Genomic DNA, 26,975 nt, shown 5'->3' on the forward strand with positions numbered 1-26,975 from the left:
CCGCTTTTGTCGACAGGGTGTCATCCCCGGGCGGGTTCGCGGGTGGGATCCGACACCCCGGCGTGTCGTCGGTCTCCGCGCACCCTCCGACCGCGGAGCGGCGTGGTTATTATGAGCGAGTCGTGGTTACCTTCTCTCTCGTCGCATCGCACAGGACCGTGGACCTGAACACCGTCGCCCGCCTCTCGGCCGGCGTCGGCGCGTTGCCCCCTGCCCTGGTGCAGGGCGGCGGCCTGCAGGGCATGGTCGCCCTGTCCACCTGCAACCGCCTCGAGCTGTACGCCGAGGCCTCCGGCTCCGAGCAGGAGCTGGAGGAGTCCCTGGCCCACATCACCCGCAGCATCGCCGCCACCTCGGGGCTGGACCCGGAGTTCGTGGCCGATTCCTTCCAGCTGCACACCGGCCAGGAGGTCCCCCAGCACCTGTTCACCGTGGTCTCCGGGCTGGAGTCCGCCGTGGTCGGGGAGCGGGAGATCGCCGGGCAGGTCCGCCGCGCCCTGGGTACGGCCCGGGAGCAGCACACCGCCTCCGGCGAGCTGATCCGGCTCTTCGAGGCCGCCGCGCGCACCGCCCGCGCGGTGGGCACACAGACCTCCCTCGGCGAGCGGGGCCGCTCGATCGTCTCGGTGGCCCTGGACCTGGCCGAGGACGTGGCCACCGAGGACTGGGCGGACACCCGCGCGCTGGTCTTCGGCACCGGCGCCTACGCCGGGGCCGCGATGGCGGCCCTGACGGCCCGCGGATGCCGGGAGATCCGGGTCTACTCCGCCTCCGGGCGCGCCGCGGAGTTCACCGCCAAGCGCGGGGGCACGCCCATCACCCGCGAGCAGCTGCCCGAGGCGATGGCCGCGGCGGATCTGGTCGTCGGCTGCAGCGGCGGCTCCGCCCCGCTGTCCGCGGCCGTCATGCCGGAGGGCCCGCGCGTGGTCGTGGACTTGGCGCTGACCCGGGACTTCGACCCATCCGTCGCGGATGTGCCGGGGGTCGAGCTGATCACCCTGGAGTCGGTGCGCCTGGCCGCCCCGGAGGAGACCGTGGAATCCGTGCAGGCGGCCCGCCGGATCGTCGAGGATTCCGTGCGGGAGTTCGCCGAGCAGCGCAGCGAGCGCTCCGTGGACGGCGCGATCGTCGCGCTGCGCCAGCACACCATGGCCGTGCTGGAGCAGGAGATGGCCAAGGTCCGCCACCAGTACGGCTGCGGGGCGCAGGCCGACCAGCTGGAGTTCGCGATGCGCCGGATGATGCGCTCCCTGCTGCACCAGCCCATGGTCAACGCCCGCCGCCTGGCCGCGCAGGGCCGGGCCGGGGAGTTCGTGGCCGCCGTCGAGGCGATGTACGACCTCGAGGTCCCGGCCGCCCCGGCGTCGCAGGACGACGCCGAGGCGTCCTGCCCGGTCACCGGCCGGCTGCCGGAGTCCAAGGCCTCCTGAGGCGGCCCGCCGCTGAACGCACTGGGACAGCGCGCCCCTGACGCGCACAGCGAAATCCCGCGGGACCCCGGCCGGGCAACGGTGCGGGCCTCGGTATCCTGGGCCGGGAGAGCAGTCACGGGCGGTTGCCCTGCGGTGCCAGCCGCCCGCCATCGAGCTACTGGAGGAGACATGGAGATCAAGATCGGCATCAAGGATGTGGCCCGCGAGGTCGTCCTGGAGAGCTCCGAGAACGCCGGGGAGATCTCCCGGCAGGTGGCCGAGGCCATCGAGAACAAGACCCTGTTGAAGCTGACCGACGCCAAGGGCAACGTGACCCTGGTGCCCGGGGAGGCCCTGGGCTACGTGGAGATCGGCGCGGACACCAAGCGCCACATCGGCTTCGGCCCGTTCTCCGAGGCCTGAGCAACCCGCAGCCGAAACCACCCGCACGGGGACCCGCGCACTGACGGTGCGGGTCCCCGTGCGCGCATCCACGCCCCCGCCACCGACGCCGCCCGCCCCTTCCCGAAGGCGAAGGCCCGCGCGCGGCGCGCGGTACAGTGGAGGCGATCACGAGACCCTGGGAGACCCCTTTCATCCATGAGCCAGAACACCGCTGAGCACCCTAGCCCCGAGGGCTCCGCCGCCGAGGCCGCGCCGAGCACGGACGCGAGCATCGAGCAGGCCCTGACCGACACCACCCCCGCCCCGGAGCCGGAGAAGACCTTCGCGGACTTCGGCGTGCGCCAGGACATCTGCGAGGCCCTCGCCGCCGAGGGCATCACCCACCCCTTCCCCATCCAGTCCCTGACCCTGCCGGTGGCCCTGTCCGGGCAGGACATCATCGGGCAGGCCAAGACCGGCACCGGCAAGACCCTCGGCTTCGGCCTGCCCGTGCTGCAGCGGGTCGTCGGTCGGGACGACGCCGGCTGGGACAAGCTCACCTGCCCCGGCGCCCCGCAGGCCCTGATCGTGGTGCCCACCCGGGAGCTGGCCGTGCAGGTCGGGTCGGACCTGACCGCCGCGGCCCGCACCCGCAACGCCCGCGTGGCCACGATCTACGGCGGGCGGGCCTACGAGCCGCAGATCGAGGAGCTCGAGCGCGGCGTCGAGGTGGTCGTGGGCACCCCCGGGCGCCTGATCGACCTGCACCGGCAGAAGATCCTCAACCTCTCCCAGGTGCACGCCGTCGTGCTGGATGAGGCCGACGAGATGCTGGATCTGGGATTCCTGCCGGATGTGGAGCGGATCCTCTCCGCCGTGCCGGACAAGCGTCAGACCATGCTGTTCTCCGCGACGATGCCGGGCCCGGTGATCGGCATGGCCCGGCGGTACATGTCCCATCCGATGCACATCCGCGCCTCCTCCCCGGATGATGAGGGGGCGACGAAGAAGGACATCACCCAGGTGATCTACCGGGCGCACCCGATGGACAAGGACGAGCTGATCGCCCGGGCCCTGCAGGCCGAGGGCCGGGGCCGCACCATCATCTTCACCCGCACCAAGCGGGCCGCGGACCGGCTGGCCCGGGAGCTGGTGGACCGCGGATTCGCGGCCGGGGCCATCCACGGGGACCTGTCCCAGGGTGCCCGGGAGCAGGCCCTGCGCGCCTTCCGCAACGACAAGGTGGACATCCTGGTGGCCACCGACGTGGCTGCCCGCGGCATCGACGTCACGGACGTGACCCACGTGGTCAACTTCCAGGCCCCGGAGGATGAGAAGACCTACCTGCACCGGATCGGGCGCACCGGCCGGGCCGGCAAGCGGGGCACCGCGATCACCCTGGTGGACTGGGAGGATGTGCCGCGCTGGTCCCTGATCGACAAGGCCCTGGACCTGGGGGTCCCGGAGCCGGTGGAGACCTACTCATCCTCCCCGCACCTGTACGCGGATCTGGGCATCCCGAAGGGCACCAAGGGGCGCCTGCCGAAGGACAAGCGCACCCACGCCGGGCTCGAGGCGGAGCGCCTGGAGGACCTGGGCGGACCCGAGTCCCGCTCCGGGAAGGGCGGGTCCTCCCGGGGACGCCGCTCCGGCGGTTCCCGGTCCGACGGCGGGCGCTCCCACGGCCCCCGCTCGGGTGGTTCCGGCCGGTCCCGGCGCTCCGAGGATCGCCCCGGCCGTCAGTCGCGCGAGCAGCGCGGCGGCGACAACACGGCGGGCTCGGGCGAGTCCGGCGAGGGCCGCCCGCGGCGTCGTCGTCGGCGCACCGGGGGCTCCGGGTCCGCGCAGGGCGCCTGATCCGATCGCGCGTGCTCCTCGAGGCTGACGGCCCGGACCTGGTGGTCCGGGCCGAGAACATGGATGTGCTGCCGCAGCTGCCGCGCGGCGCCTTCTCGATGATCTACGTGGATCCGCCGTTCAACACGGGGCGGGCGCAGGTGCGGCGCACCCTGACGACGGCCCCGGCCCGAGACGGGCAGGCCGCGGACCGCACGGGGTTCAAGGGACGCGGCTACGCCTCGGTGCTGCAGCGGCTGACCCGCTACGACGACGCCTTCGAGGACTATTGGGGGTTCCTGCTGCCCCGGCTGGAGCAGGCCTGGGAGCTGCTGGCCCCGGACGGCACCCTGTACCTGCACCTGGATTACCGGGAGGTGCACTACGCGAAGGTCATGTGCGACATGGTCTTCGGCCGGGAGTGCTTCCTGAACGAGATCATCTGGGCCTACGACTACGGGGCGAAGGCCCGACGCCGCTGGCCCACCAAGCACGACAACATCCTGGTGTACGTCAAGGACCCGAAGGCGTACCACTTCGACGCCGCGGAGGTGGATCGGGAGCCGTACATGGCCCCGGGGCTGGTGACCCCGGAGAAGGCGCGGCGCGGCAAGATGCCCACCGACGTGTGGTGGCACACCATCGTCTCCCCCACGGGGAAGGAGAAGACGGGGTATCCCACACAGAAGCCGGTAGGGCTGGTGCGCCGCATGGTCGCGGCCTCCTCCCGTCCCGGGGACTGGGTGCTGGACTTCTTCGCCGGCTCCGGCACGCTCGGGGCGGCGGCCGCGTCGCTGGGGCGCCGCTACGTGTGCATCGACAGCAGCGAGGAGGCCGTGCGCGTCATGACCGAGCGCCTGCCCGCCGCGCGGGTCCTCGACCAGCCCGATTCCGCCCGACTCGGCCCGTGACCACGGCTCAGCCTCCTGACGGGTTCAGCGGTTTCCGTCCCGCCATCTCCCGGATGGCCGCCAGCACCTCCGGATCCGTGGTGTTCTCCCCCAGCCGGTTGGGTTTGCCCTCCCCGTGGTAATCGGAGGAGCCGGTGACCAGCAGGTCGTGACGGGCCGCTAAGTCCAGCAGCCAGCGCCGTCCCGCCTCCGGGTTGTCCCGGTGGTGCACCTCCACCCCGGCCAGCCCCTCCTCGACCATCGCCTCGAAGGTCTCCTCCCCCACCACGCGGCCGCGGGCGCTGGCCACCGGGTGGGCGAAGACCGGCACCCCGCCGGCCGCGCGCACCAGCCGCACCGCGCGCACCGCGTCGATGGCCCGGTGCGGCACGTAGTACGGGGAACCGCCGCCTAAGATCGTGGCGAACACGGCCGAGCGGTTCGGGGCGACACCTGCGGCCACCAGGGCGTCGGCGATGTGCGGGCGGCCCACCGTGGCGTCCCGGCCCGCCTGGGCCAGCACGTCATCCCAGGTGATCGGGTAGTCCTCGGCCAGCAGCTCCACCATGAGCCGGGCCCGGACCCGGCGGGCCCGGCGGGTCCGCTCGATCTCCCCCAGCAGCGCCTCATCCCGGGGGTCCTGGAGGTAGCTGAGCAGGTGCACGGAGATCCCGCGCGGATCCTGGCAGGTCACCTCCATGCCCGGAACCAGCTCGATGCCGCAGCGCTCGGCCTGCTCTGTGGCCTCGGCCCAGCCGGCGGTGGAGTCGTGGTCGGTCAGGGCGACGGCGTCCAGGCCGGCGGCCGCCGCGGCGCGCACCAGCTCGGCCGGGCTCTCGGTGCCGTCCGAGACGGTGGAGTGGGTATGCAGATCGATGCGCACAGCCACAGGCTACCGCCGACCCGCCGCTGACCGGCGCGTGCGCCCCGCGTTATCGTGGGCACATGACTTCCCAGAACCAGACCCCCGCAGAGACCCCCCTGCCCGAGGGGGAGAACCAGCCGCTGGGCGAGCGGGTCACCAACCGCTCCCAGCCCCCGCGCTCGGCCGCCTTCAAGGAGTTCATCGGCTCCCAGTGGGCCCCCCGCTCCGAGCAGCTGCCGGCCCGCGCCGAGGTGGCCGAGGCCGCCGCGCGCCGTCGAGCCGCGATCTCGGCGAAATTCCCCGGCGAGCGCCTGGTCATCCCGGCCGGCCCGCTGAAGGTTCGCTCCAACGACGTCGACTACCGCTTCCGCCCGCACTCCGCCTTCGCGCATCTGACCGGGTTGGGCGTGGACCACGAGCCGGACGCGGTGCTGGTCATGGAGCCGCTGGCCGAACCCGCCGCGGACGGCTCCGGGCACGAGGCCACCCTGTACTTCCGGCCCCTGGCCGGGCGGGACACGGACCAGTTCTACTCCGACCCCCGCTACGGGGAGTTCTGGGTCGGCCCCCAGCCCACGCTGGAGGAGATCCACGCGGAGTACGGCATCGCCACAGCGGACCTGTCCGAGCTGGAGGTCGCGGTGACCAAGAACGCCGGGAACCGGGCCCTGGGCGGGGTGCAGGTGCGCCTGGTGCGCGAGGTGGATCTGAACGTGGACGCCCTGGTGGACACCTCCCGGTACAACACGGGGGTGGACCTGGAGCAGGCGGACACCCAGGACGCGGCCCTGACCGAGGCCCTGTCCGAGCTGCGCCTGATCAAGGACGAGGTGGAGGTCGCGAACCTGCGCCGGGCGATCGCCGCGACCGTCACCGGCTTCGAGAACATCATCCGCGCCCTGCCCGCCGCGAAGGCCCACCGGCGCGGGGAGCGGGTCGTGGAGACGGCGTTCTTCTCCGCCGCGCGCACCGAGGGCAACGACGTCGGCTACGAGACCATCGCCGCGTGCGGGAACAACGCGACCGTGCTGCACTGGATCCGCAACGACGGCACGGTGCGCGACGGCGAGCTGATGCTCGTGGACGCCGGCGTCGAGGATGACACCCTGTACACCGCGGACATCACCCGCACCTTCCCCGTGGACGGCACCTACACCCCGGTGCAGAAGCGCATCTACGACGCCGTGCTCACGGCCTCGGAGGCGGCCTTCGCCGCCGCGAAGCCCGGCAACCGCTTCCGGGACGTGCACGCCGCGGTCATGCGCTCCCTGGCCGAGTCTCTGGATTCCTGGGGGCTGCTGCCGGTCTCCGTGGAGGAGGCCGTCTCCGATGAGGGCGGGCAGCACCGCCGCTGGATGCCGCACGGCACCAGCCACCACCTGGGTCTGGATGTGCACGACTGCGCGCAGGCGAAGCGGGAGCTGTACATCGACGGGATCATCGAGGAGGGCATGGTCTTCACCATCGAGCCCGGCCTGTACTTCAAGGAGGATGACCTCGCGGTGCCCGAGGAGTACCGGGGCATCGGGGTGCGCCTGGAGGATGACGTGCTGATCACCGCGGACGGGGCGCAGAACCTCACCGCGGCCCTGCCGCGCACCACCGAGGAGATCGAGGCCTGGATGGCCGAGCTGGCCGGCTAGTCGCCCTCTGCGCTCCCGAGGGAGGTGAGATGAGGGTTCCGTGTTGAGATGCGAGGATCCGGCATCTCAGCGGGGCCTAGCGGTGGTCCTCGTCGCGGATGCCGTAGCGGGGACGCCCGTCGGGCAGGTCCTGGTAGTCCGCGGCCTGGGTGCGCCGGGGGTTCTGCCCGCCGGTCTGCCCCGCCTGCTCCTGGCCGGTCTGGTGCTCCTGGCCGGGCTGGGAGCTCGACTCCGCGGCGTCGGCTTCAGGGGTCCCCGGCTGGGCGGCCGGTCCGGCCTGTCCGGGTCCGGCCTGCGGCGCCTGCCCCCACCCAGGCTGCCCCCCGGACGGCTGTCCCCCACCGGAGCGGGGATCGCCCTGCGGGCCGGGGGCCCCGTATCCGCCCTGGCCGTAGCCCGGTCCCTGCTGGGGAGCACCCGGGCCGTACCCGCCGGGGGCACCCGGCTGCTGGCCCGGGGCCGGGCGGAAGGGGCTGGGCGCGGCGCCGCCGCCGAGCAGACGCCGGGCCTCCTGCGCCTCCTGCGGGGAGCAGACCAGCTCGTAGCTGCCGGCCACGATCTGCCCGACCGCCGTGTAGTTGCGGGCCCCGCCGTTGCGGGAGTAGCTGATCACCGCCAGGATCATCCAGAAGAAGATGCCCAGCGGCACCGCGGTGGTGAACGCGACGGCGGGGCTGTCCTGGGCGAAGGCGATCATCAGGAAGGCCATGACCACCCCGAAGAACGCCCCCTGCAGGGCCCCGGAGAGGGCGACCTTGGCGTAGGAGAGGGTGCCCACCACGTGCTCCACCTGGCGCAGGTCGGTGCCCACGATGCTCAGATGCTGCACCGGGAACTCCCGTTCGGCCAGCAGATCCACCGCCGCCTGGGCGTCCTCGTGCCGCGAGTACCGCCCCACCGGCACGGTGGAGGACAGCTGCAGCGAGCGCTGGTCGGCGAGCCTGTTCTTCCCGGAAGTAGCCATGTCCACCATTGTCCACAACCCCGCCCCCGCGCGCGGGAGGGCCCGCGGATGATCGCCACCGGTGAACCGCGCGCGGACCTGCGAGGGCCCGGGATCCCGCCCCGGGCGCCGGGTAGGCTGGATGGGTGAGCAACCAACCGAGCAGAATCTTCATCGCCAGACTCCTGGGCCTGGACGTCTTCGACCCGCTCGGCGACCGGCTGGGACGCCTGCGCGACGTCGTCGTCCTGAACCGGGACAATCTGCCCAAGCACCCCCGCCCCCTGGTCGTGGGCATCGTCGTGGAGGTGCTGGGCAAGAAGCGCGTCTTCGTGCCGATGACGCGGGTGACCAGCATCGACTCCACCCAGCTGATCGTCACCGGCCTGGTGAACCTGCGCCGCTTCGAGCAGCGCGGCGCCGAGGAGCTGGTGATCGGGCAGATCTTCGACCGTCGGGTGGAGTTCGTGGACGGCTCCGGGACCGCGACCATCGAGGACTGCGCGATGGAGCAGTCCAAGAACGGGGACTGGTCCATCTCGGAGCTGTTCGTGCGCCGGGTGGGCGCCGGGGGCGGGCTGATGCGCCGCAACCGCAACCAGGCCCTGGTGGTGGACTGGGACGAGGTCACCTCCGGGCGCAGCGCGGACCCGCAGGGGGCCGAGCACTTCCTGGCCACCCACGAGGACTCCCAGCCGGCGGACCTGGCCGACGCCCTGCAGGATCTCAACGAGAAGCGGATGCTGGAGGTCGCCGAGGAGCTGCAGGATGAGCTGCTGGCGGACGTGCTGCAGGAGCTGCCGGAGGATGACCAGGTGCAGATCCTGTCCAACCTGGACCTGCAGCGCGCCGCGGAGATCCTCGAGGAGATGGAGCCGGACGATGCCGCGGACCTGCTCGGGCTGTTCACCGACGCCCAACGGGAGACCCTGCTGGAGCGGATGGAGCCGGATGAGGCCGACGACGTCCGGCGTCTGCTGGAGTACGAGGAGGGCACCGCGGGCTCGCTGATGACCCCCGTGCCGATCATCCTGCCGCCGGAGGCCACCGTGGCCGAGGCGCTGGCGCAGATCCGGCAGGAGGAGATCAGCCCGGCGGTGGCCGCAGCGGTGCTGGTGTGCCGCCCGCCGCTGGAGACCCCCACGGGCCGGTACATCGGGATGGTGCACATGCAGCAGCTGCTGCGCTTCCCGCCGCCGGAGCCGGTGGGCAACATCATCGACCGCAGCATCGAGCCGGTCCGGGACATGGCCTCCCTGGAGGAGGTCTCCCGGGTGCTGGCCACCTACGATCTGACGATCATCCCGGTGGTCAACGGCCACGACCGGCTGGTCGGGGCCATCACCATCGACGACGTCCTGGACGCGCTGCTGCCGGATGACTGGCGGACCAACGACGACGGCACCCCGGTGCGGAAGGCAGGTCGGAAGTTTGAGTGAGGCATCGAAGTCCCGGCGCGCCCGCGAGGTGCGCCCGGCCGGTCTGGATACGCCCCTGGAGTCCAAGCCGCGCTGGTACCGCCGCTACCGGCCCAACCCGGAGGCCTTCGGCGTGGTCTCCGAGGGGATCGCCCGGTGGATGGGCACCCCGCAGTTCCTGGTGTGGATGACGGTGTTCGTGGCCGTGTGGCTGGGCTGGAACACGTTCATGCCGGAGAACCTGCAGTTCGATCCCCGGGCCCTGAACTACACCCTGCTGACCCTGATGCTGTCCCTGCAGGCCTCCTACGCCGCTCCCCTGCTGCTGCTGGCCGACAACCGCCAGGCGGACCGGGACCGGGTCCAGGCCGAGCAGGACCGGCAGCGGGCCGAGCAGAACCTGGCCGACACCGAGTACCTCACCCGGGAGATCGCCTCGCTGCGGATCGTGCTACGGGAGGTCGCGACCCGAGACTTCGTGCGCTCGGAGCTGCGGGATCTGCTGGAGGAGCTGACCGAGGACGAGGACGACGCCGAGGAGTCCGGCGGCGAGCGGCCCGGGCGGCGCAAGCGGGTCAAGTCCAATCCGGAGACCAAGACCTCGATCCTGGATCTGGCCCAGGCCGATGAGACGGGGCCCGGCACCTCGCTCGGGGCCGCGGGCGAGCCCGGGAGGTCCCGCGGGGCCGGCTCGTGAGCCCCGCGGTCGAGGATCTCGACGCCGCCCTGGGCCGTGCCCTGGCCCGGGTGATCGACCCCGAGCTGCGTCGGCCCATCACGGAGCTGGGCATGGTGGACTCCGCCGTCGTGCGGGAGGGCCGCGCGGAGGTCTCCGTGCTGCTGACCGTGCAGGGCTGCCCCCTGCGCGGCACCATCGAGCAGGACGTGCGGGAGGCGGCCCTGACGGTCGCGGGGATCGACGACGTCGCGGTGAGCGTGGGCTACATGAGCCCCGAGCAGCGGCAGCGGCTGCGCGAGCGCCTAGGCCACACCCGGACCAATCCCTTCGCCCAGCCGGATTCCCTGACCCAGGTCTACGCGGTGGCCTCCGGCAAGGGCGGGGTCGGCAAGTCCACGGTCACGGTCAATCTGGCCGCGGCCCTGGCCTCCCAGGGCCGCTCCGTGGGCATCGTGGACGCGGATGTGCACGGCTTCTCCGTGCCGGGGCTGCTGGGGATCACCCAGGCCCCGACCAAGCTGGAGGACATGATCCTGCCGCCCGTGGTGGAGGTGCCCCACCGGACCCGGGAGGATCCCAGCGCGGGATCCGTGCGGGTGATCTCCATCGGGATGTTCGTGGACGGCAACCGGCCCATCGCCTGGCGCGGCCCGATGCTGCACCGGGCGCTGGAGCAGTTCCTCACGGACGTGCACTTCGGGGACCTGGACGTGCTGCTGCTGGATCTGCCCCCGGGCACCGGGGACATCGCGATCTCGATGGCGCAGCTGCTGCCCACCGCGCGCCTGCTGCTGGTCTCCACCCCGCAGCAGGCGGCCGTGGAGGTGGCCGAGCGGGCCGGGACGCTGTCCCTGCAGACCGGCCAGGAGGTGATCGGCGTCGTGGAGAACATGGCGGCCATGCTCCTGCCGGACGGGTCCACGATGGAGCTGTTCGGGGCCGGCGGCGGGCAGCGGCTGGCGGGGCGACTCACCGAGGATCTCGGCTACGACGTCCCGCTGCTGGGCTCGGTGCCCCTGGATCTGGCCCTGCGCGAGGGCGGGGACGCAGGCACCCCGGTGGTGTGGTCGGCTCCCGAGTCCCCGGCCGGCTGCGCGCTGCGGCGGATCGGACAGGCCCTGGGCTCCCGGGGCCGGGATCTGCCCGGGCGGTCCCTGCCGCTGAATCTCTGAAGCGGTGGGTCGGGGGTCACCGCCGCGCTGATCGGGTGAGCCGGGCTCAGGTGGCCTCGGTGTCGAAGGGGGCCAGCTCCCCCGGCGCCAGGCGCACCAGGTTCTCCTGCGGCGGCCGGTTGGCCCAGGCCCGCTCGCGGCGCTGCTCTTCCTCGTCCTCGCGCAGCGCGTCGCGCACGATGCGGCGCGGATCATACTGGCGGGGGTCGTAGGCTCGCCAGTTGAAGCCCTCCAGGTCCGGCCCCAAGGTCTCCTTGACCCCGTCCTTCGCCTCCATCGCGGTGCGCCGCAGGGACTTCACGAGATCCCGCAGCTGCGCCGCGTACTCGGGCATGCGCTCGGGCCCGATGACGAAGAAGACGATGACCGCGAGCACGAGGAACTCGCCGCCGTTGATACCAAACACAGTTGGCAGAGTATCAGTCGAGACCCGCGCGATCCCCGCCCGCGGCGGGTGATGCTCCCGACGTCGGGGCCGGGGCGGCGGGGAGCGCGCGACGGATCAGTCGGTGATGGGCTCCAGGCACTCCTTGAGCGTCTGGGCCTCCTCCTTGGTGATCTCCAGGACCATGCGCCCGCCGCCTTCCAGCGGGATGCGCATGATGAGGGATCGCCCCTCCTTGACCACCTGCATGGGGCCTTCGCCGGTCCGGGGCTTCATCGCGGCCATCGTCGCTCCTTCACAGATCTCTGGACGGTTCCTGATGGACGGTCCCCCGAGTGGTCCGGGCCGCACACCTTCTCCCATGATAGCCCGGTCACGTCCGGATGCGTCAGCCCGGGAGACGATCACGGCGGGAAGTCCCCGCCGCTGGGCAGCTTCTTCCAGTGCCACAGCCACCCGACCCACAGCAGCTGGCCCAGCCCCGCCCCCACCAGCAGCAGCACGCGGTAGGCGCGGGACCGGGGGACCTCCACCAGAGGTGCGGCCAACGGGAAGGCCGGCAGCAGCAGCCGGAAGGTCGAGGACTGCGGGAAGAGGAACACCAGCAGATAGACCGCGTAGCAGCCCAGCCACATCCGCACCGCGCCGGGCAGGCTCCCCCGCACGGCCCGGGAGCCCAGCAGGGCCCAAGCGCCCAGCAGCAGCAGGGCCAGCGCGAGCCACCCGGCGTCACCGAAGAAGACCCGGGCCTGCTGGAACCACGGCTGCACGGGCAGCAGGTGCTCCCCGCGCCAGGCGGTCTCCGTGGCGGTGTAGGCGTCGGGCCGCCCGGTCACGGCCCAGGCGATGCCGGGCCAGATCAGGGCGCAGGCGCAGGCGAACAGGGCCAGGGTCAGCTCGGCGCGGGTGCGTCGAAGCGCCAGCAGCGTCGCCCGCCCCGCCGAGGCGGAGGCGGCCCCGGACTCGGACCGCACCTGACGCACGGTGCGCAGCCAGCCCACCAGCCACCACAGGCCCAGGGCGGCGCCCAGGGGCACCCCGACGGGCCGGGACAGGCAGGTGGGCACCAGGAGCACCGCGCAGATACCCCACCGCCGGGCCGTCAGAGCCCAGAGCACCGCGACCAGGAACATCAGGTTCATGGACTCCGCGTACGGCACCTGCAGGATCGGGGCGATGGGGTTGAGCAGGACCAGGGCCGTGGCCAGGGCCGGGCCGGCGTCGATCGTGCGGGCCGGCGAGGTGAGCCCGGCGGAGCGTCCGTCGCGGCGGCAGGCCCGGAAGAAGCCGTAGAGCAGCACCGCGGTGACCGCCCCGCAGGCCAGGGAGATCGCCGCGCCCGCCGGCACGAAACCCAGGCCGGTGATCCGCATCAGGGCGCGGGTGGCCAGCGGGAACAGCGGGTAGAAGGCCCACGGGTTCTGCCGCACGTGCCCGTCGAGATCGGTGGGCAGCTGCTGCGGGTAGCCGGTCGCGGCGATCTGCCGGTACCAGTCCGCATCCCAGATTCCGATGAACCTGCCGTAGTCCATCGGCCCGTCCACCCAGGGGTTGGTCCCCTGCTGGCGGGCGACGAGGCTGAAGACGATCCAGCCCCAGACCCGGGTCAGCAGGTAGATGCCCAGGAGCACGACCCACACGGGCAGGCGCCCGAGCGTCGGGGCGACGGTGCGCGCGAGGCGGCGGCTGAGCCGGCCGGCGGGCCCGGCGCCCGGTGCGGGCCCGGGGCCCGGCGCGGCGGTCGCGGCGTCGGACTGGGTCACCGCTCGAGGGGGCCGCGGGCCGGGCCGGGGGTGTCCAGGCCGTCCTCGGACAGGCGCTCGGCGGCGCTGATGCGATCGGTGCCCAGCACAGCACAGGAGATGATGACCACGGCCATGACGATCAGCGTCAGGCCCACGAGCACGTAGTTCATGCTCCTCATCCTCCCATCCCGTCGGGGGCCGCGACGCCGTCGCGTAACGTGCGTGACATCACCTGTTCCTATAATCTGATTCACATCATGTCCGCATCACCGAACGGGGTCCCATGCCCAGCACCGCTCCGCTGACCGAGACCGCCCTGATCTCCCAGGCCGGCGCCGAAGTGCGCCTGTCCGGGGTGCAGAAGCACTTCGGGGACCTGCACGTGCTCAAGGACATCGAGCTGACCGTCGCCCCCGGCGAGGTCGTCGTGCTCATCGGCCCCTCCGGCTCGGGCAAGTCCACGCTGTGCCGCACGATCAACCGCCTGGAGACCATCGACGGCGGGGAGATCACCGTGGACGGCCAACCGCTGCCGGCCGAGGGCCATCAGCTGGCCCGGCTGCGCTCCGACGTCGGCATGGTCTTCCAGACTTTCAACCTCTTCGCCCACAAATCCGTGCTGGACAACGTGACCCTGGGACCCATCAAGGTCCGCGGCAAGTCCCGCAAGGAGGCCGAAGCCACGGCCCGAGCGCTGCTGGAGAAGGTCGGAGTGGCCGATCAGGCCCACAAGCTGCCCGCGCAGCTGTCCGGCGGTCAGCAGCAGCGCGTGGCCATCGCCCGCGCGCTGGCGATGAAGCCGCGGGTCATGCTCTTCGACGAGCCCACCTCCGCCCTGGACCCGGAGATGATCACCGAGGTCCTGGAGACCATGGAGTCCCTGGCCCGGGAGGGCATGACGATGATCGTGGTCACCCACGAGATGGGCTTCGCCCGCAAGGCCGCGGACCGGGTGGTCTTCCTGGCCGACGGGCGCATCCTCGAGCAGAACACCCCCGAGGAGTTCTTCACCCACCCGCAGACCGAGCGGGCCCGGGACTTCCTCGGCAAGATCCTCAACCACTGACGCCCTCGCAGCACCGCACCCGAAGGAGCACACCATGACCCGCCGCACCCTCCTCCGCCGCCTGAGCACCGCCGCCGCCCTCGGCGCCGTCGCGACCCTCGCCCTGACCGGGTGCGGGGACTCCGGCTCCGACGGCGACACCGTGCGCATCGGCATCAAGTTCGACCAGCCCGGCCTGGGCTACCAGGACGGCGACACCTACACGGGCTTCGACGTCGACGTCGCGAAGTACGTCGCCAAGGAGCTCGGCTACGACGAGGACCAGATCGAATGGGTCGAGGCGCCCTCGGCCAACCGGGAGAACATGCTGGCCAACGACCAGGTGGACATGATCTTCGCGACCTACTCCATCACCGACACCCGCAAGAAGACCGTGGACTTCGCGGGCCCCTACTTCGTGGCCGGCCAGGACCTGCTCGTGAAGGCGGACAACACCTCCATCACGGGCCCGGATGACCTCAACGGCAAGAACCTCTGCTCCGTCAAGGGCTCCACCTCCGCCCAGAAGATCAAGGACTCCTACGCCCAGGGCACCAACCTGGTGGAGCAGTCCGGCTACGCCGACTGCCTCGGGGCCCTGGAGGCCGGGACGGTAGATGCCGTGACCACGGACGACATCATCCTGGCGGGTCTGGCCTCCACGGACGCCAACAAGGGCAAGTTCAAGGTGGTCGGCAACACCTTCACGGAGGAGAAGTACGGCGTCGGGCTGCCCAAGGGCTCGGACAAGTGCCAGAAGATCAACGAGGCCATCACCAAGATGGAGGACGACGGCACCTGGAAGAAGGACCTGGACGAGGCCACCAGGGGCGCGAACTTCCACTACAACGAGAAGCTCAACCCGCCCAAGCCGGATTCCTCCTGCGCCTAGGGGCCCGCCCGCCGTGGATCAGTTCCTCTCCCTCTTCCGCCAGTACGACGTCCTCGGGGCGTTCTGGGCGAACCTGCAGCTGACCTTCTGGGGCGCGATCGGCGCCTTCATCCTGGGGACGCTGCTGGCCCTGATGCGCATCTCTCCGGTGCCCTCCCTGCGCTGGCTCGGCACCGGCTACGTGCACCTGCTGCGCAACACGCCGCTGACCATCCTCATGGCCGTGGCCGTGCTGGGCTTCTGGACCCAGCTGAAGATCACCCTCTCGGATGACTTCAATCGGAACTTCTTCGCCTGGGCCGTGGTCATGCTGGTGGTCTACCACGCGGCGTTCGTGTGCGAGGCGATCCGCTCCGGGGTCAACACGGTGCCCCTGGGGCAGGCGGAAGCGGCCCGCGCCATCGGCCTGGGGTTCCTGCCGGCTGCGCGGATCGTGATCCTGCCGCAGGCGCTGCGCGGGGCCATCACCCCGCTGGGCAACACGCTGATCGCGCTGACCAAGAACACCACGGTGGCCTCGGTGGCCTCGGTCGCGGAGGCCTCCGGGCTGATGAAGACCATGATCGAATTCGACTCCGACGTGATCCTGGCGATCTTCTTCACCTTCGCCATGGGCTTCGTGATGATCGTGATCCCGATGGGCCTGATCACCACGTGGGCGTCCCGGAAGTGGGCGGTGAGACGATGAGCGCGCAGCGCAGCGTCCTGTTCGACGCGCAGGGGCCCCGGGCCCAGCGGATCACCCTGGGGTTCAACGTGCTGGGTCTGGTCCTGGTCGCCGGCATCTGCTGGTGGATCCTGGCCGGGCTCGCCGCCAAGGGTCAGCTCGACGCCGAGCACTGGGACTTCCTGTTCACCTCCCGGGCCTGGCGCAACTTCTTCCTGCCCGGCCTGGAATCCACGCTGAAGGCCGCGGGCCTGGCGATCGTCACCTCGGTGGTCTTCGGCCTGGTCTTCGGCATGGGCCGGCTCTCCGGGCTGGCCCCGGTGCGGTGGGTGTGCACCGTGATCGTCGAGTTCTTCCGCGCCGTGCCGGTGCTGCTGATGATGATCTTCTTCTATCTGTGGCTGGGCGGGCTGGGGGTGGTCAGCCCCCGGCAGCTGCCGCTGTACGCGGTGGTGCTGGGCCTGACCCTGTACAACGGCTCGGTGATCGCGGAGCTGGTGCGCTCCGGGGTGCAGCAGCTGCCGCGCGGGCAGGGCGAGGCCGGTCTGGCCCTGGGTCTTTCCCGGGCGCAGGTGATGCGGATCGTGCAGCTGCCGCAGGCGCTGGTGGCGATGCTGCCGTCCCTGCTCAGCCAGTTCGTGGTGATCCTCAAGGACACCGCGCTGGGCTACATCATCACCTACCCCGAGCTGCTGGCCGCGGCCCGGCGGCTGGGCTCGGCGCACTCGATGCTGCAGGCCCTGCTGATGGCGGCGGCGCTGTTCATCGTCATCAACGTCCTGCTCACGGCCCTGGCCGGGTGGGTCTCCCGGTGGCTGAGCAGCCGCACCTCCGGGCGCACCCGCCCGGATGCGACCGCCGCGGTGGACCCGGTCTGACCCGCCCGCCCAGGTTCGAGCCCGGTCCGATCCGCGCCGCGGTGTTCCCCGCGGCGCCGTCCGGGTCAGTCAGTCAGTGAGCCAGCCGTGCAGGGCCGAGAAGCAGTCCCGCACCGCCTGGGCGCTGACGTGCTCGTCGTCGGTGTGGGCCAGCAGGGCGTCCCCGGGACCGAAGTTCACGGCGGGGATCCCCGCGGCGGAGAAGCGGGCGACGTCGGTCCACCCGTACTTGGGCTTCGGCTCCCGGCCCACCGCGGCGACCAGCTCCCGGGCCAGCGGGGCATCCAGCCCGGGCCGGGCCGCGGCGGAGAGGTCCGCGAACTCCAGGGCGTACCCGGCGAACAGCTCCCGCACGTGCTCCTGAGCCTGCTCCAGGGTCTTGTCCGGGGCGAAGCGGTAGTTGACGTGCATCCGGGCGGCATCCGGGATGACGTTGCCGGCCACCCCGCCCTCGATCTGCACGGCGTTGAGACCCTCGCGGTAGTCCAGGTCCTCCACGGTCACGGTGGCCGGGCGGTACTCCTCCAGGATCCGCAGGGCCGGGCCCAGCCGGTGGATCGCGTTCACGCCCTTCCAGGCGCGCCCGGAGTGGGCGGCCACGCCCTCGGTGCTCAGCCAGAACCGCAGGGTCCCGTTGCACCCGCCCTCGATGGTCCCGTCGGTGGGCTCCAGCAGCACCGCGAAGTCCGCGTCATCCACCAGCCCGGGCTCCTCCCGCAGCAGCCGGCCCAGGCCGGAGGCCTCCGCGGCCACCTCCTCGTGGTCGTAGAACACGTAGGTGACGTCCCGGCGCGGCGCGGTCAGGGCGGCAGCCAGGGCCAGCTGCACCGCGACCCCGCCCTTCATGTCCGTGGCCCCGCGCCCGTACAGGATCCGCTGCCCGTCGGCCTGCTCCCACCGGGAGGGCACGGTGCCGCGGGCCCCGGGGGTCGTGGGCAGCGGGACGGTGTCCAGGTGCCCGGCCAGCACCACCCGCTCGGCCCGGCCCAGCTCGGTGCGGGCCACGATCGCATCATCGTTGCGATGCACCCGCAGGTGGCCCAGCGGCGTGAGGGCCGCGTGGACCGCGTCGGCGATCGACGTCTCCTGCCCGGAGACGGAGGGGATGTCCAGCAGGGCGCGGGTCAGTTCGGCGACGTCGCCGGTCAGGTCCAGGGCGGGGGGTGCGCAGGGGGAATCGTGCATGGTTCCACCCTAGGCGGCACAGCCGGCGGACAGGGGCGGCTGACGGGACTGACATGCCCGCATCCGTAGACTGGTGCCCATGACTGAGACCACCCCTGAGAACACCTCCGCCGAGCGCCGGGTCGCCGCCCTGGGTCTGGCCACGACGGTCGCCGCGGGCGAGCGCGCCGGCACCGTCCTGGACGTCTGGTACCCTTCCCCCCGCCTGGGCGGGAACCCCGAGGAGTCCGTGCGCGCGGGCCTGGAGGAGGCCGCGGCCGATGACCCGGCCCGCAACGTGATCCAGCGGGTCGTGGAGACGGTCGCGGATCTGGACGCCGCCCCGGCCGACGCCGCCGACGCCTGGCTGCGCCTGCACGCCCTGTCCCACCGACTGGTCCGCCCCAACGGGCTGAACCTGGACGGGATCTTCGGGCACCTGGCCAACGTGGCCTGGACCAGCGCCGGACCGGTGCTGGCCGCCGAGCTGGAGGGTCTGCGCCTGGGCCTGCGCGCCCGCGGGCCCCTGACCGTGTACGCCGTGGACAAGTTCCCCCGTATGGTGGACTACGTCGTGCCCTCCGGGGTGCGCATCGGGGACGCGGATCGGGTGCGCCTAGGCGCGCACCTGGCCGAGGGCTCCACCGTGATGCACGAGGGCTTCGTGAACTTCAACGCCGGGACCCTGGGGGCCGCGATGGTCGAGGGCCGGATCAGCCAGGGCGTGGTCATCGGGGACCACACCGACGTCGGCGGCGGCGCCTCGATCATGGGCACCCTCTCCGGCGGCGGGACCCAGCGGATCACCCTGGGCGAGCGGGTGCTGCTGGGCGCCAACGCGGGGGTCGGGATCTCCCTGGGCGATGACTGCGTGGTGGAGGCCGGACTGTACGTGACCGCCGGGACCCGGGTCACGGTGCGCACCGAGGCCGGGGCCGACGTCGTCAAGGCGGTGGACCTCTCCGGCACCCCGGGGCTGCTGTTCCGCCGCAACTCCCAGACCGGCACCGTGGAGGCCATCGCCCGCTCCGGCGGTCAGGTGGAGCTGAACACCGCGCTGCACCAGAACTGAGCGGCGCCGCCCGCGCCGCACCACCATCAGAAAGGGACCCCTCAGATGAAGATCATGGTCACCGGCGGAGCCGGGTACATCGGCTCCCACACCGTCCTGGCCCTCCTGGAGGCCGGGCACGACGTCGCCGTGCTGGACAACCTGGCCAACTCCTCCCGCGTCTCCCTGGACCGGGTCTCGGAGCTGGCCGGGGGACGGCGGATCGCCTTCCACGAGACCGACATCCTGGATGCCCGCGCGACCACCGAGGTCTTCCAGCGCGAGCGCCCGGACGCCGTCATCCACTTCGCCGGTCTCAAGGCCGTCGGCGAGTCGGCCGAGAAGCCGCTGTGGTACTACCGCACCAACGTCACCGGCACCCTGAACCTGCTGGCCGCGATGGAGGCCAGCGGCTGCCGGTCCCTGGTCTTCTCCTCCTCCGCGACCGTCTACGGGGCGCCTGAGGAGATGCCGCTGACGGAGAAGCTGCCGCTGGACGCCCAGTCCTGCTACGGGCGGACCAAGGAGCACGTGGAGGACATGCTCGTGGATCTGGCGGCCGCAGACTCGTCCTGGAACATCGCCCTGCTGCGCTACTTCAACCCGGTGGGCGCGCACCCGTCGGGTCGCATCGGCGAGGACCCCACCGGGGTGCCGAACAACCTGCTGCCCTTCATCGCGCAGGTCGCGGTGGGCCGGCGGGAGAAGCTCAAGGTCTTCGGCGATGACTACCCCACCCCGGACGGCACCGGCGTGCGGGACTACATCCACGTGATGGACCTGGCCGACGGCCACGTCAAGGCGCTGGCCGCGATCGCCGAGCGGGGCGGGCTGCACACCTGGAACCTGGGCACCGGCAACGGCTACTCGGTGCTGGAGGTGCGCCGGGCCTTCGAGGAGGCCTCCGGACGGGAGATCCCCTACGAGATCGTGGACCGGCGTCCGGGCGACGTCGCCGTGTCCTACGCGGATCCTTCGGCGGCCCTGGCCGATCTGGGCTGGTCCGCCGAGCGGGACCTGGCGCAGATGTGCGCGGACCACTGGAACTGGCAGAAGACCAACCCGGAGGGCTACCCCGCCGCCTGAGCAGGGGGCGGGGCCGCGATCCGGCGGCCCCGCCCCCCATCTCCGCCTCCCGTCTCCGGGCAGACGACGACGCCGCGGCCCGCTCCCCTCTCGTTGAGAGAGGGGAGTGGGCCGCGGCGTCGTCGTGCGGGCGGGGCGGAGGAACCGGGCTACTTGGCCGGGTACTCGCGGTGGGTGGGCCCGGTGTAGACCTGGCGCGGGCGGCCGATCTTGGTGGCCGGATCCTCGACCATCTCCCGCCACTGCGCGATCCAGCCGGGCAGGCGCCCGATCGCGAACAGCACGGTGAACATCTGCTCCGGGAAGCCCATCGCCTTGTAGATCAGGCCGGTGTAGAAATCCACGTTGGGGTAGAGCTTGCGCTCGACGAAGTAGTCATCGGCCAGCGCCTTCTCCTCCAGGCGCATCGCGATGTCCAGCAGCTCGTCGTCCCCGCCGATCTTGTGCAGGATCTTGTCCGCGGTGGACTTCACGATCCGGGCCCGGGGGTCGTAGTTCTTGTAGACGCGGTGCCCGAAGCCCATCAGGCGCACCCCGTCCTCCTTGTTCTTGACCTTCTCCATGTAGTCCTCGGGCTTGATGCCCTCGGACTGGATGCGGCGCAGCATGTTCAGCACGGCCTCGTTGGCCCCGCCGTGCTTGGGCCCGTACAGGGCGTTGATGCCGGCGGAGACGGAGGCGAACATGTTGGCGTCCGCGGAGCCGACCAGACGCACCGTGGAGGTGGAGCAGTTCTGCTCGTGGTCGGCGTGCAGGATGAACAGCTGGTCCAGGGCCTTGGCGATCTCCGGGTCGATCTCGTAGTCCTCGGCCGGCACCCCGAAGCACATCCGCAGGAAGTTCTCCGCGTAGTTCAGGTCGTTCTGCGGGTAGAGCATCGGCTCCCCGCGCTGCTTCTTGAACGCGTAGGCGGCCAGGGTCGGGACCTTGGAGAGCAGGCGGATGGTGGAGACCTCCACCTCGTGCTCGTCGTGGATGTCCAGGGAGTCCGGGTAGAAGGTGGACAGCGCGGAGACCGCGGAGGCCAGCACCGGCATGGGGTGGGCGGTGCGGGGGAAGCCGGAGAAGAAGATCTTCAGGTCCTCGTGGACCATGGTGTGGCGGCGGACGAGGGTGTCGAAGTCCTCGAGCTGCTCGGCGGTGGGCAGCTCCCCGTAGATCAGCAGGTAGGCGACCTCCACGAAGCTGGACTTCTCGGCGAGGTCCTCGATGGAGTAGCCGCGGTAGCGCAGGATGCCCTCATCGCCGTCGATGTAGGTGATCGCGGACTGGGTGTTGGCGGTGTTCATGAACCCGGGGTCGTAGGTCACGTGTCCCCCGGTGGCGCTGCGCAGCTTCGCGATGTCGAAGGCGGAGTTGCCTTCGGAGGGCTCCACCGCGGGGAACTCGACGCTGGAGTCCCCGATGGTGAGCGTGGCGTTGTCGGACATGATTCCTCCCGTGTGGTGGCGTGGCGTCCTCGCGGGCGTCATCGGCCCGGAATCCACCGGGGACGACGTCGATGCGGCGGCGGGCCCGCGCCGTCCTCGGCGTCGTACCCATCCCGGCACCCGCCCGCAGGCGTGCGCGAGGACACACTTCAACTCTCCCCCAGCCTACTCGGTCCGAGGTTCGGCTCACGAATCGGGGAGGGGCCCGCCACAGGCGCGGCCGACGTCGCGTCGGCGCCATCGGCGGCGCCTGCGGAGCGTCGGCGGGTCGAGGTCGGGTCTGGGCGCCTCAGCCGCGCAGGCGACGGGCCGCGGCGGCCACCCGCTCATCCGTGGCCGTCAGGGCGATGCGCACGTAGCCGCTCCCGGCCTCGCCGTAGAAGGTCCCGGAGCCGGGCACGATGCCCAGATCCGCCAGGCGCCCGATGGTCTCCCAGGTGTCCTCCCCCGCGGTGCACCACAGGTACAGCCCGGCCGCGGAGTCCTCCACGCGCAGCCCGAAGGCCTCCACCGCGGGCTTGAGCAGCTCGCGGCGGGCCCGGTAGCGGTCCTTCTGCTCGGCCACGTGCGCGTCATCGGTCAGCGCGGCGATCATGGCCGCCTGGATCGGGGCGGGCACGATCATCCCGGCGTGCTTGCGGGTGTTGATCAGGTTGGCCACCAGCTCCCGGTCCCCGGCGACGAAGGCCGCCCGGTATCCGGCGAGATTCGACTGCTTGGACAGGGAGTAGACGGACAGCAGCCCGGTATGGTCCCCGTCGGTGACCTGCGGGTCAAGCACCGAGGGCACGCGGGCCCCGCCCCGGGCCTCGTCCCAGGCCCCCCAGCCCAGCTCCGCGTAGCACTCGTCCGAGGCGACGACGGCGCCGATCCGCCGGGCCTGCTCGACGATGCGGCGCAGGGAGGCGGCGTCGCGCACCGCACCGGTGGGGTTGCCCGGGGAGTTGACCCACACCAGGCGCACACGGTCCCGCACCTGCGGATCCAGCTCCTCGAGGTCCTCCGCGGCCACGGCGCGCGCCCCGGCCAGGCGGGCCCCGATGTCGTAGGTCGGGTAGGCGACGCGGGGCCGCACGACGACGTCCTCGGGACCCAGGCCCAGCAGGGTTGGCAGCCAGGCCACCAGCTCCTTGGACCCCACGGTGGGCATCACCGCGGCCGGGTCCAGGCAGGTCACCCCGCGGCGTCGGGCGTACCAGGCGGCCACGGCCTCGCGCAGGGCCTGCGTACCCTGGGTCGTGGGGTAGCCGGGGGCGTCCGCGGCGGCGGCCAGGGCCTCACGCACCAGCTGCGGTGTGGGATCCACCGGGGTGCCGATGGAGAGGTCCACCGTGCCGTCCGGGTGTTGCGCGGCGCGCTCCCGGTACGGGGCCATCTGGTTCCAGGGGTAGTCCGGCAGCTGCAGTCCGAGGCTCATGGGTGCGGCTACTCCTCGCCCTGCGGGGGCAGGGACTGGATGAACGGGTGGTCCGCCTCGATCTTGCCCATGCGCGCGGCCCCGCCCGGGGAGCCGATCTCATCGAAGAACTCGGCGTTGGCGGTGAGGTACTCCTCCCACTCCTCGGGCAGGTCATCCTCGTAGTAGATGGCCTCCACGGGGCACACGGGCTCGCAGGCGCCGCAGTCCACGCACTCGTCGGGGTGGATGTAGAGGGTGCGCTCCCCCTCGTAGATGCAGTCGACCGGGCACTCCTCCACGCAGGCCCGGTCCTTGACGTCGACACACGGCTGGGCGATCACATACGTCATGGGGACCCTTTCACTGTGCCCGCCGGGGTGATGCCTCCGACGGCGCGGCGGCGGCGCGCGATTTCCGCCTCAGGGGCGGAAAAGGCCCCGCCTTCTTCCTGGCTGATCAGTCTAGCCCGGCCAGTCTGGCACACCCAGGGCCGGGCCGGGGACTGTCGGCGGGATCACTGCGGCCGATGACGCCCGGTGACGGCAGGCGTCAGCGTCGTCAGCGCCGTCGGCGGCGCCCTCGCCCGGAGCGCCCGATGCCGCGCAGCACGGTGCGGTCCGCGACCACCACGCCCACGGCGGTGGCCAGCACCGTGCCCAGGGTCCAGATGATCCCGGCCACCCCGATCGGGGCCTCCAGGGTCGGGATGACCAGCCGAGAGTCGGAGCGGGCGAGGGTGAAGAAGCCGACGACGGCGAAGGCCGCGAGCCCGGGCACCAGGGTCATCCCCCGGCGTCGGGTGTATCCGGCGGTCCACACGGTCCCGGTGAACACGCCGAGCACGGCGAGGATCGCGCCCCACGGCAGATACCAGCCGTCGAAGTAGGCCACCGAGGCGTGCAGCATCGTGCCGAGGAAGCCCAGCAGCAGCCCCACCACGACCGCGGTGATCGCGGAGGAGATCGGACCCGCGGGCTCCTGCTCGGGATCCACGGCGTCGGGACTGAGGGCATCCTCGCCACGGTCGCTGGTGCTGAGCGCGCCGGCGGGTCGGGCATCCGCCCGGGCGGCCAGCAGCCGGTAGGTCTCCACCGGGCTGATCGGCTGCACGACGTCGTTGGAGTAGCGGAAGGTGTGCCCGGGGTCCACCCGGATCTGGGTGGCGTGGGCGGCCATGGCCCGCTCCTTGGCGGGCAGTTCCCCGTGGATCACGGCCTGGCGGCGGGTGTCTCCCGCGTCGGCCTCGCCCTCCTCGCCCCAGACCAGGCGCGGCAGGGCGCCGTCGGGCAGCAGGGGCAGGGCCGCCATCACGGCCTCGTGGGTGCGCCGGTGGTCCGGGTGCCCGTAGCCGCCGTCGGCGTCGTAGGTCACCACGACCTCCGGGCGCAGCCGACGGATCTCGGCGGCCACCGCCTCGGCGGCCTGGGACAGCTCCGCGCGCATCAGGCAGTCGGGGGCCGCGTTCGGATCCGGGGCGGCGGTGCCGTCGGCGGCCCAGGACATCCCGGAGTCGCGGAAGGCCCCGCCCTTCGGGCGCTCAGCGAAGCGGTGCCCGGTGACCCCCAGGGCGTTCAGGGCGGCACTCAGCTCGGTCTCGCGCAGGGCCCCGAGGGCGTCCCCGGGATCCTGCGGGTCCCGGGTGCGCACATCCAGCTCGGCGTGCTCGGGGCCGATGACCTCGCCCATCTCCCCGCGGGACATGGTCAGCAGGTGCACGGCCGCGCCCTCCCGGGCCAGCCGGGCCATGGTGGCCCCGGTCGAGGAGGATTCGTCATCCGGGTGGGCGTGGACGAACAGCACCGTGGCCGCCGACGCCGCGAGGCCCTCCGGCAGGAGGGTCGTCACGGCGTCGGCGTCCCGGTGGGCGCCCTGCTGCGGATAGCGCGGGCGGGCGGCGTCGGCCTCGGTCATCGGCGTGGCGAGCCCGGGGCGCTAGTTCGCGCGGGTGCGGGCGCGGAACGCGCGCACGCGGTCGTGGGAGTCGAGGATGACCTTGCGGATGCGGATGGCCTCCGGGGTGATCTCCACGCACTCGTCCTCGCGGGCGAACTCCAGGGACTCCTCCAGGGTCAGCTTCTTGGGCGGGGTGAGGTTCTCGAAGGTGTCCGCCGTGGAGGAGCGCATGTTGGTCAGCTTCTTCTCCTTGGTGATGTTCACCTCCATGTCATCGGCCCGGGAGTTCTCCCCGACGATCATGCCCTCGTAGACCTCGGAGGTCGGCTCCACGAAAAACGTGCCGCGCTCCTGCAGGTTGATCATCGCGTAGGGGGTGACCACCCCGGCGCGGTCGGCGATCAGGGAGCCGTTGGTGCGGTACTCGATGTCCCCGGCCCACGGCTCGTAGCCGTCGGCGTAGGAGGAGGAGATCCCGGCCCCGCGGGTCTCGGTGAGGAACTGGGTGCGGAAGCCGATCAGGCCGCGGGCCGGCACCCGGAACTCCATGCGCACCCAGCCGGTGCCGTTGTTAGTCATGGTCTCCATGCGGCCCTTGCGGGCGGCCATCAGCTGGGTCACCGCGCCCATGAACTCGTCCGGGACGTCGATGATCATGTACTCGATCGGCTCGTGGACCTTGCCGTCGATGGTCTTGGTGACCACCTGCGGCTTGCCCGCGGTCAGCTCGAAGCCCTCGCGGCGCATCTGCTCCACGAGGATCGCCAGGGCCAGCTCGCCGCGGCCCTGGACCTCCCAGGCGTCGGGGCGCTGGGTCGGCAGGACCTTGATCGAGACGTTGCCGATCAGCTCCTTGTCCAGCCGGTCCTTGACCTGCCGGGCGGTGACCTTGGCGCCCTTGACGCGCCCGGCCAGCGGGGAGGTGTTGATGCCGATGGTCATGGAGATCGCCGGATCGTCCACGGTGATCAGCGGCAGGGGCTTCGGGTTCTCCGGGTCGGTGAGGGTCTCGCCGATGGTGATGTCCTCGATCCCGGCCACCGCGACGATGTCGCCCGGCCCGGCCTCGTCGGCCGGCACCCGGTCCAGGGCCTGGGTCTTCAGCAGCTCGGAGATCCGCACATTCTTGATCTGCCCGTCCTGCCGGGCCCAGGCGACGGTCTGGCCCTTCCTCAGGGTGCCGTGGAAGATGCGCAGCAATGCGAGGCGGCCGAGGAACGGCGAGGAGTCCAGGTTGGTCACGTGGGCCTGCAGCACGCCGTCGGGGTCGTAGGTCGGGGCCGGGACGTGCTCCAGGATGGCCTGGAACAGCGGCTCGAGGTCCTCGTTCTCGGGCAGGGCGCCGTCGGCCGGCTGCTCCATCGAGGCGCGTCCGGCCTTGCCGGAGGCGTAGACGACGGGCACATCCAGCACCGCGTCCAGATCCAGGTCCGGGACCTCGTCGGCCAGGTCCGAGGCCAGGCCCAGCAGCAGGTCCATGGACTCGGAGACGACCTCGTCGATGCGGGCGTCGGGCCGGTCCACCTTGTTGACCACCAGGATCACGGGCAGCTTGGCCGCCAGGGCCTTGCGCAGCACGAAGCGGGTCTGCGGCAGCGGACCCTCGGAGGCGTCCACCAGCAGCACGACGCCGTCGACCATGGACAGGCCGCGCTCGACCTCGCCGCCGAAGTCGGCGTGGCCGGGAGTGTCGATGACGTTGATGGTCACCTTCTCGCCGTGGGAGGCCGGACCCGCGTAGGTCACGGTGGTGTTCTTGGCGAGGATGGTGATGCCCTTCTCCCGCTCCAGGTCACCGGAGTCCATGACGCGGTCCTCGACGTCGGCGTGGTCGGAGAAGGCGTGGGTCTGCTTGAGCATGGCGTCGACGATGGTCGTCTTGCCGTGGTCCACGTGGGCGACGATGGCGACGTTGCGCAGATCGGAGCGCGTGGCGGTGCTGGAGGTTTCTGACATACGGGGAGTGAGCCTTCGATCGAGGATGCGTGCGGGGCGGGCCCGCGCACGCGGACTGCCGTCCCATCATACGCCCGCGCGCAACCCCTCCCCTCCCGCCGCCGCATCCCCTCAACCTCACCTCCCCCTCCCACTCATTCCC

General features: G+C 71.8%; 26 protein-coding genes. 14 read left to right on the forward strand and 12 right to left on the reverse strand.

All coding sequences use genetic code 11. The features are described from left to right. Positions 1-122: 122 nt before the first annotated feature. From AC0VXQ_RS07210 to AC0VXQ_RS07225, 4 genes are all read left to right on the forward strand, one after another. Positions 123-1,430 (forward strand): glutamyl-tRNA reductase, encoded by a 1,308-nt coding sequence (locus AC0VXQ_RS07210; protein ID WP_196826286.1) that lies wholly within the window; start codon positions 123-125, stop codon positions 1,428-1,430. A gap of 171 nt (positions 1,431-1,601) precedes the next feature. Next, positions 1,602-1,835: a DUF3107 domain-containing protein gene (locus tag AC0VXQ_RS07215; RefSeq protein ID WP_055684453.1), complete on the forward strand. Its 234-nt coding sequence runs from the start codon at positions 1,602-1,604 to the stop codon at positions 1,833-1,835. 177 nt (positions 1,836-2,012) lie between these two features. Then, complete coding sequence (locus AC0VXQ_RS07220; protein ID WP_129357413.1) at positions 2,013-3,653, forward strand: DEAD/DEAH box helicase; 1,641 nt, start codon at positions 2,013-2,015, stop codon at positions 3,651-3,653. A 59-nt stretch (positions 3,654-3,712) separates the two neighbouring features. After that, the gene (locus AC0VXQ_RS07225; protein ID WP_055684639.1) at positions 3,713-4,543 is read left to right on the forward strand and encodes a DNA-methyltransferase; all 831 of its coding nucleotides are present in this window, start codon (positions 3,713-3,715) and stop codon (positions 4,541-4,543) included. Positions 4,544-4,550: 7 nt separating this feature from the next. Here AC0VXQ_RS07225 and AC0VXQ_RS07230 read toward each other — a convergent pair whose 3' ends face one another. After that, entirely contained in the window at positions 4,551-5,405 is an 855-nt protein-coding gene (locus AC0VXQ_RS07230; RefSeq protein ID WP_055684455.1) for a PHP domain-containing protein, read from the reverse strand. Positions 5,406-5,467: 62 nt separating this feature from the next. Here AC0VXQ_RS07230 and AC0VXQ_RS07235 point away from each other — a divergent pair, with 62 nt between their 5' ends. Further along, positions 5,468-7,030, forward strand: coding sequence for an aminopeptidase P family protein (locus AC0VXQ_RS07235; RefSeq protein ID WP_475528145.1), 1,563 nt, complete (start codon positions 5,468-5,470; stop codon positions 7,028-7,030). Positions 7,031-7,106: 76 nt separating this feature from the next. On the opposite strand, the gene AC0VXQ_RS07240 is transcribed toward AC0VXQ_RS07235, so the two are convergent. Continuing rightward, positions 7,107-7,994 carry a YflT domain-containing protein gene (locus AC0VXQ_RS07240; protein WP_131800564.1) on the reverse strand — a complete coding sequence of 296 codons (888 nt, stop codon included), beginning with the start codon at positions 7,992-7,994 and terminating at the stop codon, positions 7,107-7,109. A gap of 125 nt (positions 7,995-8,119) precedes the next feature. Between AC0VXQ_RS07240 and AC0VXQ_RS07245 the strand changes: the two genes are divergently transcribed. From AC0VXQ_RS07245 to AC0VXQ_RS07255, 3 genes are read left to right on the forward strand one after another with little or no spacing between them, the layout of a single operon-like run. After that, positions 8,120-9,412: a magnesium transporter MgtE N-terminal domain-containing protein gene (locus AC0VXQ_RS07245; protein WP_055684457.1), complete on the forward strand. Its 1,293-nt coding sequence runs from the start codon at positions 8,120-8,122 to the stop codon at positions 9,410-9,412. Then, entirely contained in the window at positions 9,405-10,088 is a 684-nt protein-coding gene (locus AC0VXQ_RS07250; RefSeq protein WP_224799738.1) for a DUF1003 domain-containing protein, read from the forward strand. The genes AC0VXQ_RS07245 and AC0VXQ_RS07250 overlap by 8 nt, the downstream gene beginning before the upstream one ends. Further along, positions 10,085-11,242 (forward strand): Mrp/NBP35 family ATP-binding protein, encoded by a 1,158-nt coding sequence (locus AC0VXQ_RS07255; RefSeq protein ID WP_055684458.1) that lies wholly within the window; start codon positions 10,085-10,087, stop codon positions 11,240-11,242. Before AC0VXQ_RS07250 ends, AC0VXQ_RS07255 begins: the two co-directional genes overlap by 4 nt. Positions 11,243-11,288: 46 nt before the next feature. Here the strand turns inward: AC0VXQ_RS07255 and AC0VXQ_RS07260 are convergent, their stop codons facing one another. From AC0VXQ_RS07260 to AC0VXQ_RS07275, 4 genes are all read right to left on the reverse strand, one after another. Beyond that, entirely contained in the window at positions 11,289-11,648 is a 360-nt protein-coding gene (locus AC0VXQ_RS07260) for a twin-arginine translocase TatA/TatE family subunit (RefSeq protein WP_055684459.1), read from the reverse strand. Between the two features lie 96 nt (positions 11,649-11,744). Next, positions 11,745-11,912 carry a DUF3117 domain-containing protein gene (locus AC0VXQ_RS07265; RefSeq protein WP_064724935.1) on the reverse strand — a complete coding sequence of 56 codons (168 nt, stop codon included), beginning with the start codon at positions 11,910-11,912 and terminating at the stop codon, positions 11,745-11,747. A gap of 119 nt (positions 11,913-12,031) precedes the next feature. After that, positions 12,032-13,390 (reverse strand): hypothetical protein, encoded by a 1,359-nt coding sequence (locus AC0VXQ_RS07270; RefSeq protein WP_475528151.1) that lies wholly within the window; start codon positions 13,388-13,390, stop codon positions 12,032-12,034. Further along, positions 13,387-13,551, reverse strand: coding sequence for a hypothetical protein (locus tag AC0VXQ_RS07275; RefSeq protein ID WP_165590111.1), 165 nt, complete (start codon positions 13,549-13,551; stop codon positions 13,387-13,389). Before AC0VXQ_RS07275 ends, AC0VXQ_RS07270 begins: the two co-directional genes overlap by 4 nt. 104 nt (positions 13,552-13,655) lie before the next feature. Between AC0VXQ_RS07275 and AC0VXQ_RS07280 the strand changes: the two genes are divergently transcribed. The 4 genes from AC0VXQ_RS07280 to AC0VXQ_RS07295 are packed head-to-tail and all read left to right on the forward strand — an operon-like array spanning position 13,656 to position 16,854. Beyond that, complete coding sequence (locus AC0VXQ_RS07280) at positions 13,656-14,438, forward strand: amino acid ABC transporter ATP-binding protein (RefSeq protein ID WP_061225065.1); 783 nt, start codon at positions 13,656-13,658, stop codon at positions 14,436-14,438. A gap of 34 nt (positions 14,439-14,472) precedes the next feature. Beyond that, the gene (locus tag AC0VXQ_RS07285; protein ID WP_475528154.1) at positions 14,473-15,309 is read left to right on the forward strand and encodes a glutamate ABC transporter substrate-binding protein; all 837 of its coding nucleotides are present in this window, start codon (positions 14,473-14,475) and stop codon (positions 15,307-15,309) included. Between the two features lie 13 nt (positions 15,310-15,322). Then, complete coding sequence (locus AC0VXQ_RS07290; protein WP_055684463.1) at positions 15,323-15,997, forward strand: amino acid ABC transporter permease; 675 nt, start codon at positions 15,323-15,325, stop codon at positions 15,995-15,997. Next, positions 15,994-16,854, forward strand: coding sequence for an amino acid ABC transporter permease (locus AC0VXQ_RS07295; RefSeq protein WP_055684464.1), 861 nt, complete (start codon positions 15,994-15,996; stop codon positions 16,852-16,854). The genes AC0VXQ_RS07290 and AC0VXQ_RS07295 overlap by 4 nt, the downstream gene beginning before the upstream one ends. 69 nt (positions 16,855-16,923) lie before the next feature. Here the strand turns inward: AC0VXQ_RS07295 and dapE are convergent, their stop codons facing one another. Next, a complete protein-coding gene (gene dapE / locus AC0VXQ_RS07300) occupies positions 16,924-18,039 on the reverse strand; it encodes a succinyl-diaminopimelate desuccinylase (RefSeq protein WP_061225067.1) in 1,116 nt (371 codons plus the stop codon). 79 nt (positions 18,040-18,118) lie between these two features. On the opposite strand from dapE, the gene dapD reads away from it, so the two are divergent. Next, the gene (dapD, locus tag AC0VXQ_RS07305) at positions 18,119-19,090 is read left to right on the forward strand and encodes a 2,3,4,5-tetrahydropyridine-2,6-dicarboxylate N-succinyltransferase (RefSeq protein ID WP_061225068.1); all 972 of its coding nucleotides are present in this window, start codon (positions 18,119-18,121) and stop codon (positions 19,088-19,090) included. 45 nt (positions 19,091-19,135) lie between these two features. Next, positions 19,136-20,155 (forward strand): UDP-glucose 4-epimerase GalE, encoded by a 1,020-nt coding sequence (gene galE, locus AC0VXQ_RS07310; protein ID WP_055684467.1) that lies wholly within the window; start codon positions 19,136-19,138, stop codon positions 20,153-20,155. A 149-nt stretch (positions 20,156-20,304) separates the two neighbouring features. On the opposite strand, the gene AC0VXQ_RS07315 is transcribed toward galE, so the two are convergent. From AC0VXQ_RS07315 to typA, 5 genes are all read right to left on the reverse strand, one after another. Next, entirely contained in the window at positions 20,305-21,585 is a 1,281-nt protein-coding gene (locus tag AC0VXQ_RS07315) for a citrate synthase (protein WP_058731120.1), read from the reverse strand. A 289-nt stretch (positions 21,586-21,874) separates the two neighbouring features. Then, positions 21,875-23,002, reverse strand: coding sequence for a succinyldiaminopimelate transaminase (dapC, locus tag AC0VXQ_RS07320; RefSeq protein WP_055684469.1), 1,128 nt, complete (start codon positions 23,000-23,002; stop codon positions 21,875-21,877). 8 nt (positions 23,003-23,010) lie between these two features. Continuing rightward, on the reverse strand, positions 23,011-23,334 hold the full coding sequence (fdxA, locus tag AC0VXQ_RS07325) for a ferredoxin (protein ID WP_055684470.1): 324 nt from the start codon (positions 23,332-23,334) through the stop codon (positions 23,011-23,013). Positions 23,335-23,542: 208 nt separating this feature from the next. Beyond that, positions 23,543-24,895, reverse strand: coding sequence for a PIG-L family deacetylase (locus tag AC0VXQ_RS07330; RefSeq protein WP_475528162.1), 1,353 nt, complete (start codon positions 24,893-24,895; stop codon positions 23,543-23,545). Between the two features lie 21 nt (positions 24,896-24,916). After that, positions 24,917-26,833: a translational GTPase TypA gene (gene typA / locus AC0VXQ_RS07335; RefSeq protein WP_055684472.1), complete on the reverse strand. Its 1,917-nt coding sequence runs from the start codon at positions 26,831-26,833 to the stop codon at positions 24,917-24,919. Positions 26,834-26,975: the final 142 nt, after the last annotated feature.

The sequence above is a fragment of the Rothia sp. QJM3NY_36 genome (assembly GCF_056173115.1).

Excerpts from the sequence above, each read along its gene's own strand:
- fdxA (WP_055684470.1), bottom strand. The coding sequence starts at position 23,334 with ATGACGTATGTGATCGCCCAGCCGTGTGTCGACGTCAAGGACCGGGCC.
- AC0VXQ_RS07315 (WP_058731120.1), bottom strand. The coding sequence starts at position 21,585 with ATGTCCGACAACGCCACGCTCACCATCGGGGACTCCAGCGTCGAGTTC.
- AC0VXQ_RS07220 (WP_129357413.1), top strand. The coding sequence starts at position 2,013 with ATGAGCCAGAACACCGCTGAGCACCCTAGCCCCGAGGGCTCCGCCGCC.
- AC0VXQ_RS07225 (WP_055684639.1), top strand. The coding sequence starts at position 3,713 with ATGGATGTGCTGCCGCAGCTGCCGCGCGGCGCCTTCTCGATGATCTAC.
- AC0VXQ_RS07295 (WP_055684464.1), top strand. The coding sequence starts at position 15,994 with ATGAGCGCGCAGCGCAGCGTCCTGTTCGACGCGCAGGGGCCCCGGGCC.
- AC0VXQ_RS07275 (WP_165590111.1), bottom strand. The coding sequence starts at position 13,551 with ATGAGGAGCATGAACTACGTGCTCGTGGGCCTGACGCTGATCGTCATG.
- galE (WP_055684467.1), top strand. The coding sequence starts at position 19,136 with ATGAAGATCATGGTCACCGGCGGAGCCGGGTACATCGGCTCCCACACC.
- typA (WP_055684472.1), bottom strand. The coding sequence starts at position 26,833 with ATGTCAGAAACCTCCAGCACCGCCACGCGCTCCGATCTGCGCAACGTC.
- dapC (WP_055684469.1), bottom strand. The coding sequence starts at position 23,002 with ATGAGCCTCGGACTGCAGCTGCCGGACTACCCCTGGAACCAGATGGCC.
- dapD (WP_061225068.1), top strand. The coding sequence starts at position 18,119 with ATGACTGAGACCACCCCTGAGAACACCTCCGCCGAGCGCCGGGTCGCC.
- dapE (WP_061225067.1), bottom strand. The coding sequence starts at position 18,039 with ATGCACGATTCCCCCTGCGCACCCCCCGCCCTGGACCTGACCGGCGAC.
- AC0VXQ_RS07240 (WP_131800564.1), bottom strand. The coding sequence starts at position 7,994 with ATGGCTACTTCCGGGAAGAACAGGCTCGCCGACCAGCGCTCGCTGCAG.
- AC0VXQ_RS07265 (WP_064724935.1), bottom strand. The coding sequence starts at position 11,912 with ATGGCCGCGATGAAGCCCCGGACCGGCGAAGGCCCCATGCAGGTGGTC.
- AC0VXQ_RS07330 (WP_475528162.1), bottom strand. The coding sequence starts at position 24,895 with ATGACCGAGGCCGACGCCGCCCGCCCGCGCTATCCGCAGCAGGGCGCC.
- AC0VXQ_RS07285 (WP_475528154.1), top strand. The coding sequence starts at position 14,473 with ATGACCCGCCGCACCCTCCTCCGCCGCCTGAGCACCGCCGCCGCCCTC.
- AC0VXQ_RS07215 (WP_055684453.1), top strand. The coding sequence starts at position 1,602 with ATGGAGATCAAGATCGGCATCAAGGATGTGGCCCGCGAGGTCGTCCTG.
- AC0VXQ_RS07235 (WP_475528145.1), top strand. The coding sequence starts at position 5,468 with ATGACTTCCCAGAACCAGACCCCCGCAGAGACCCCCCTGCCCGAGGGG.
- AC0VXQ_RS07280 (WP_061225065.1), top strand. The coding sequence starts at position 13,656 with ATGCCCAGCACCGCTCCGCTGACCGAGACCGCCCTGATCTCCCAGGCC.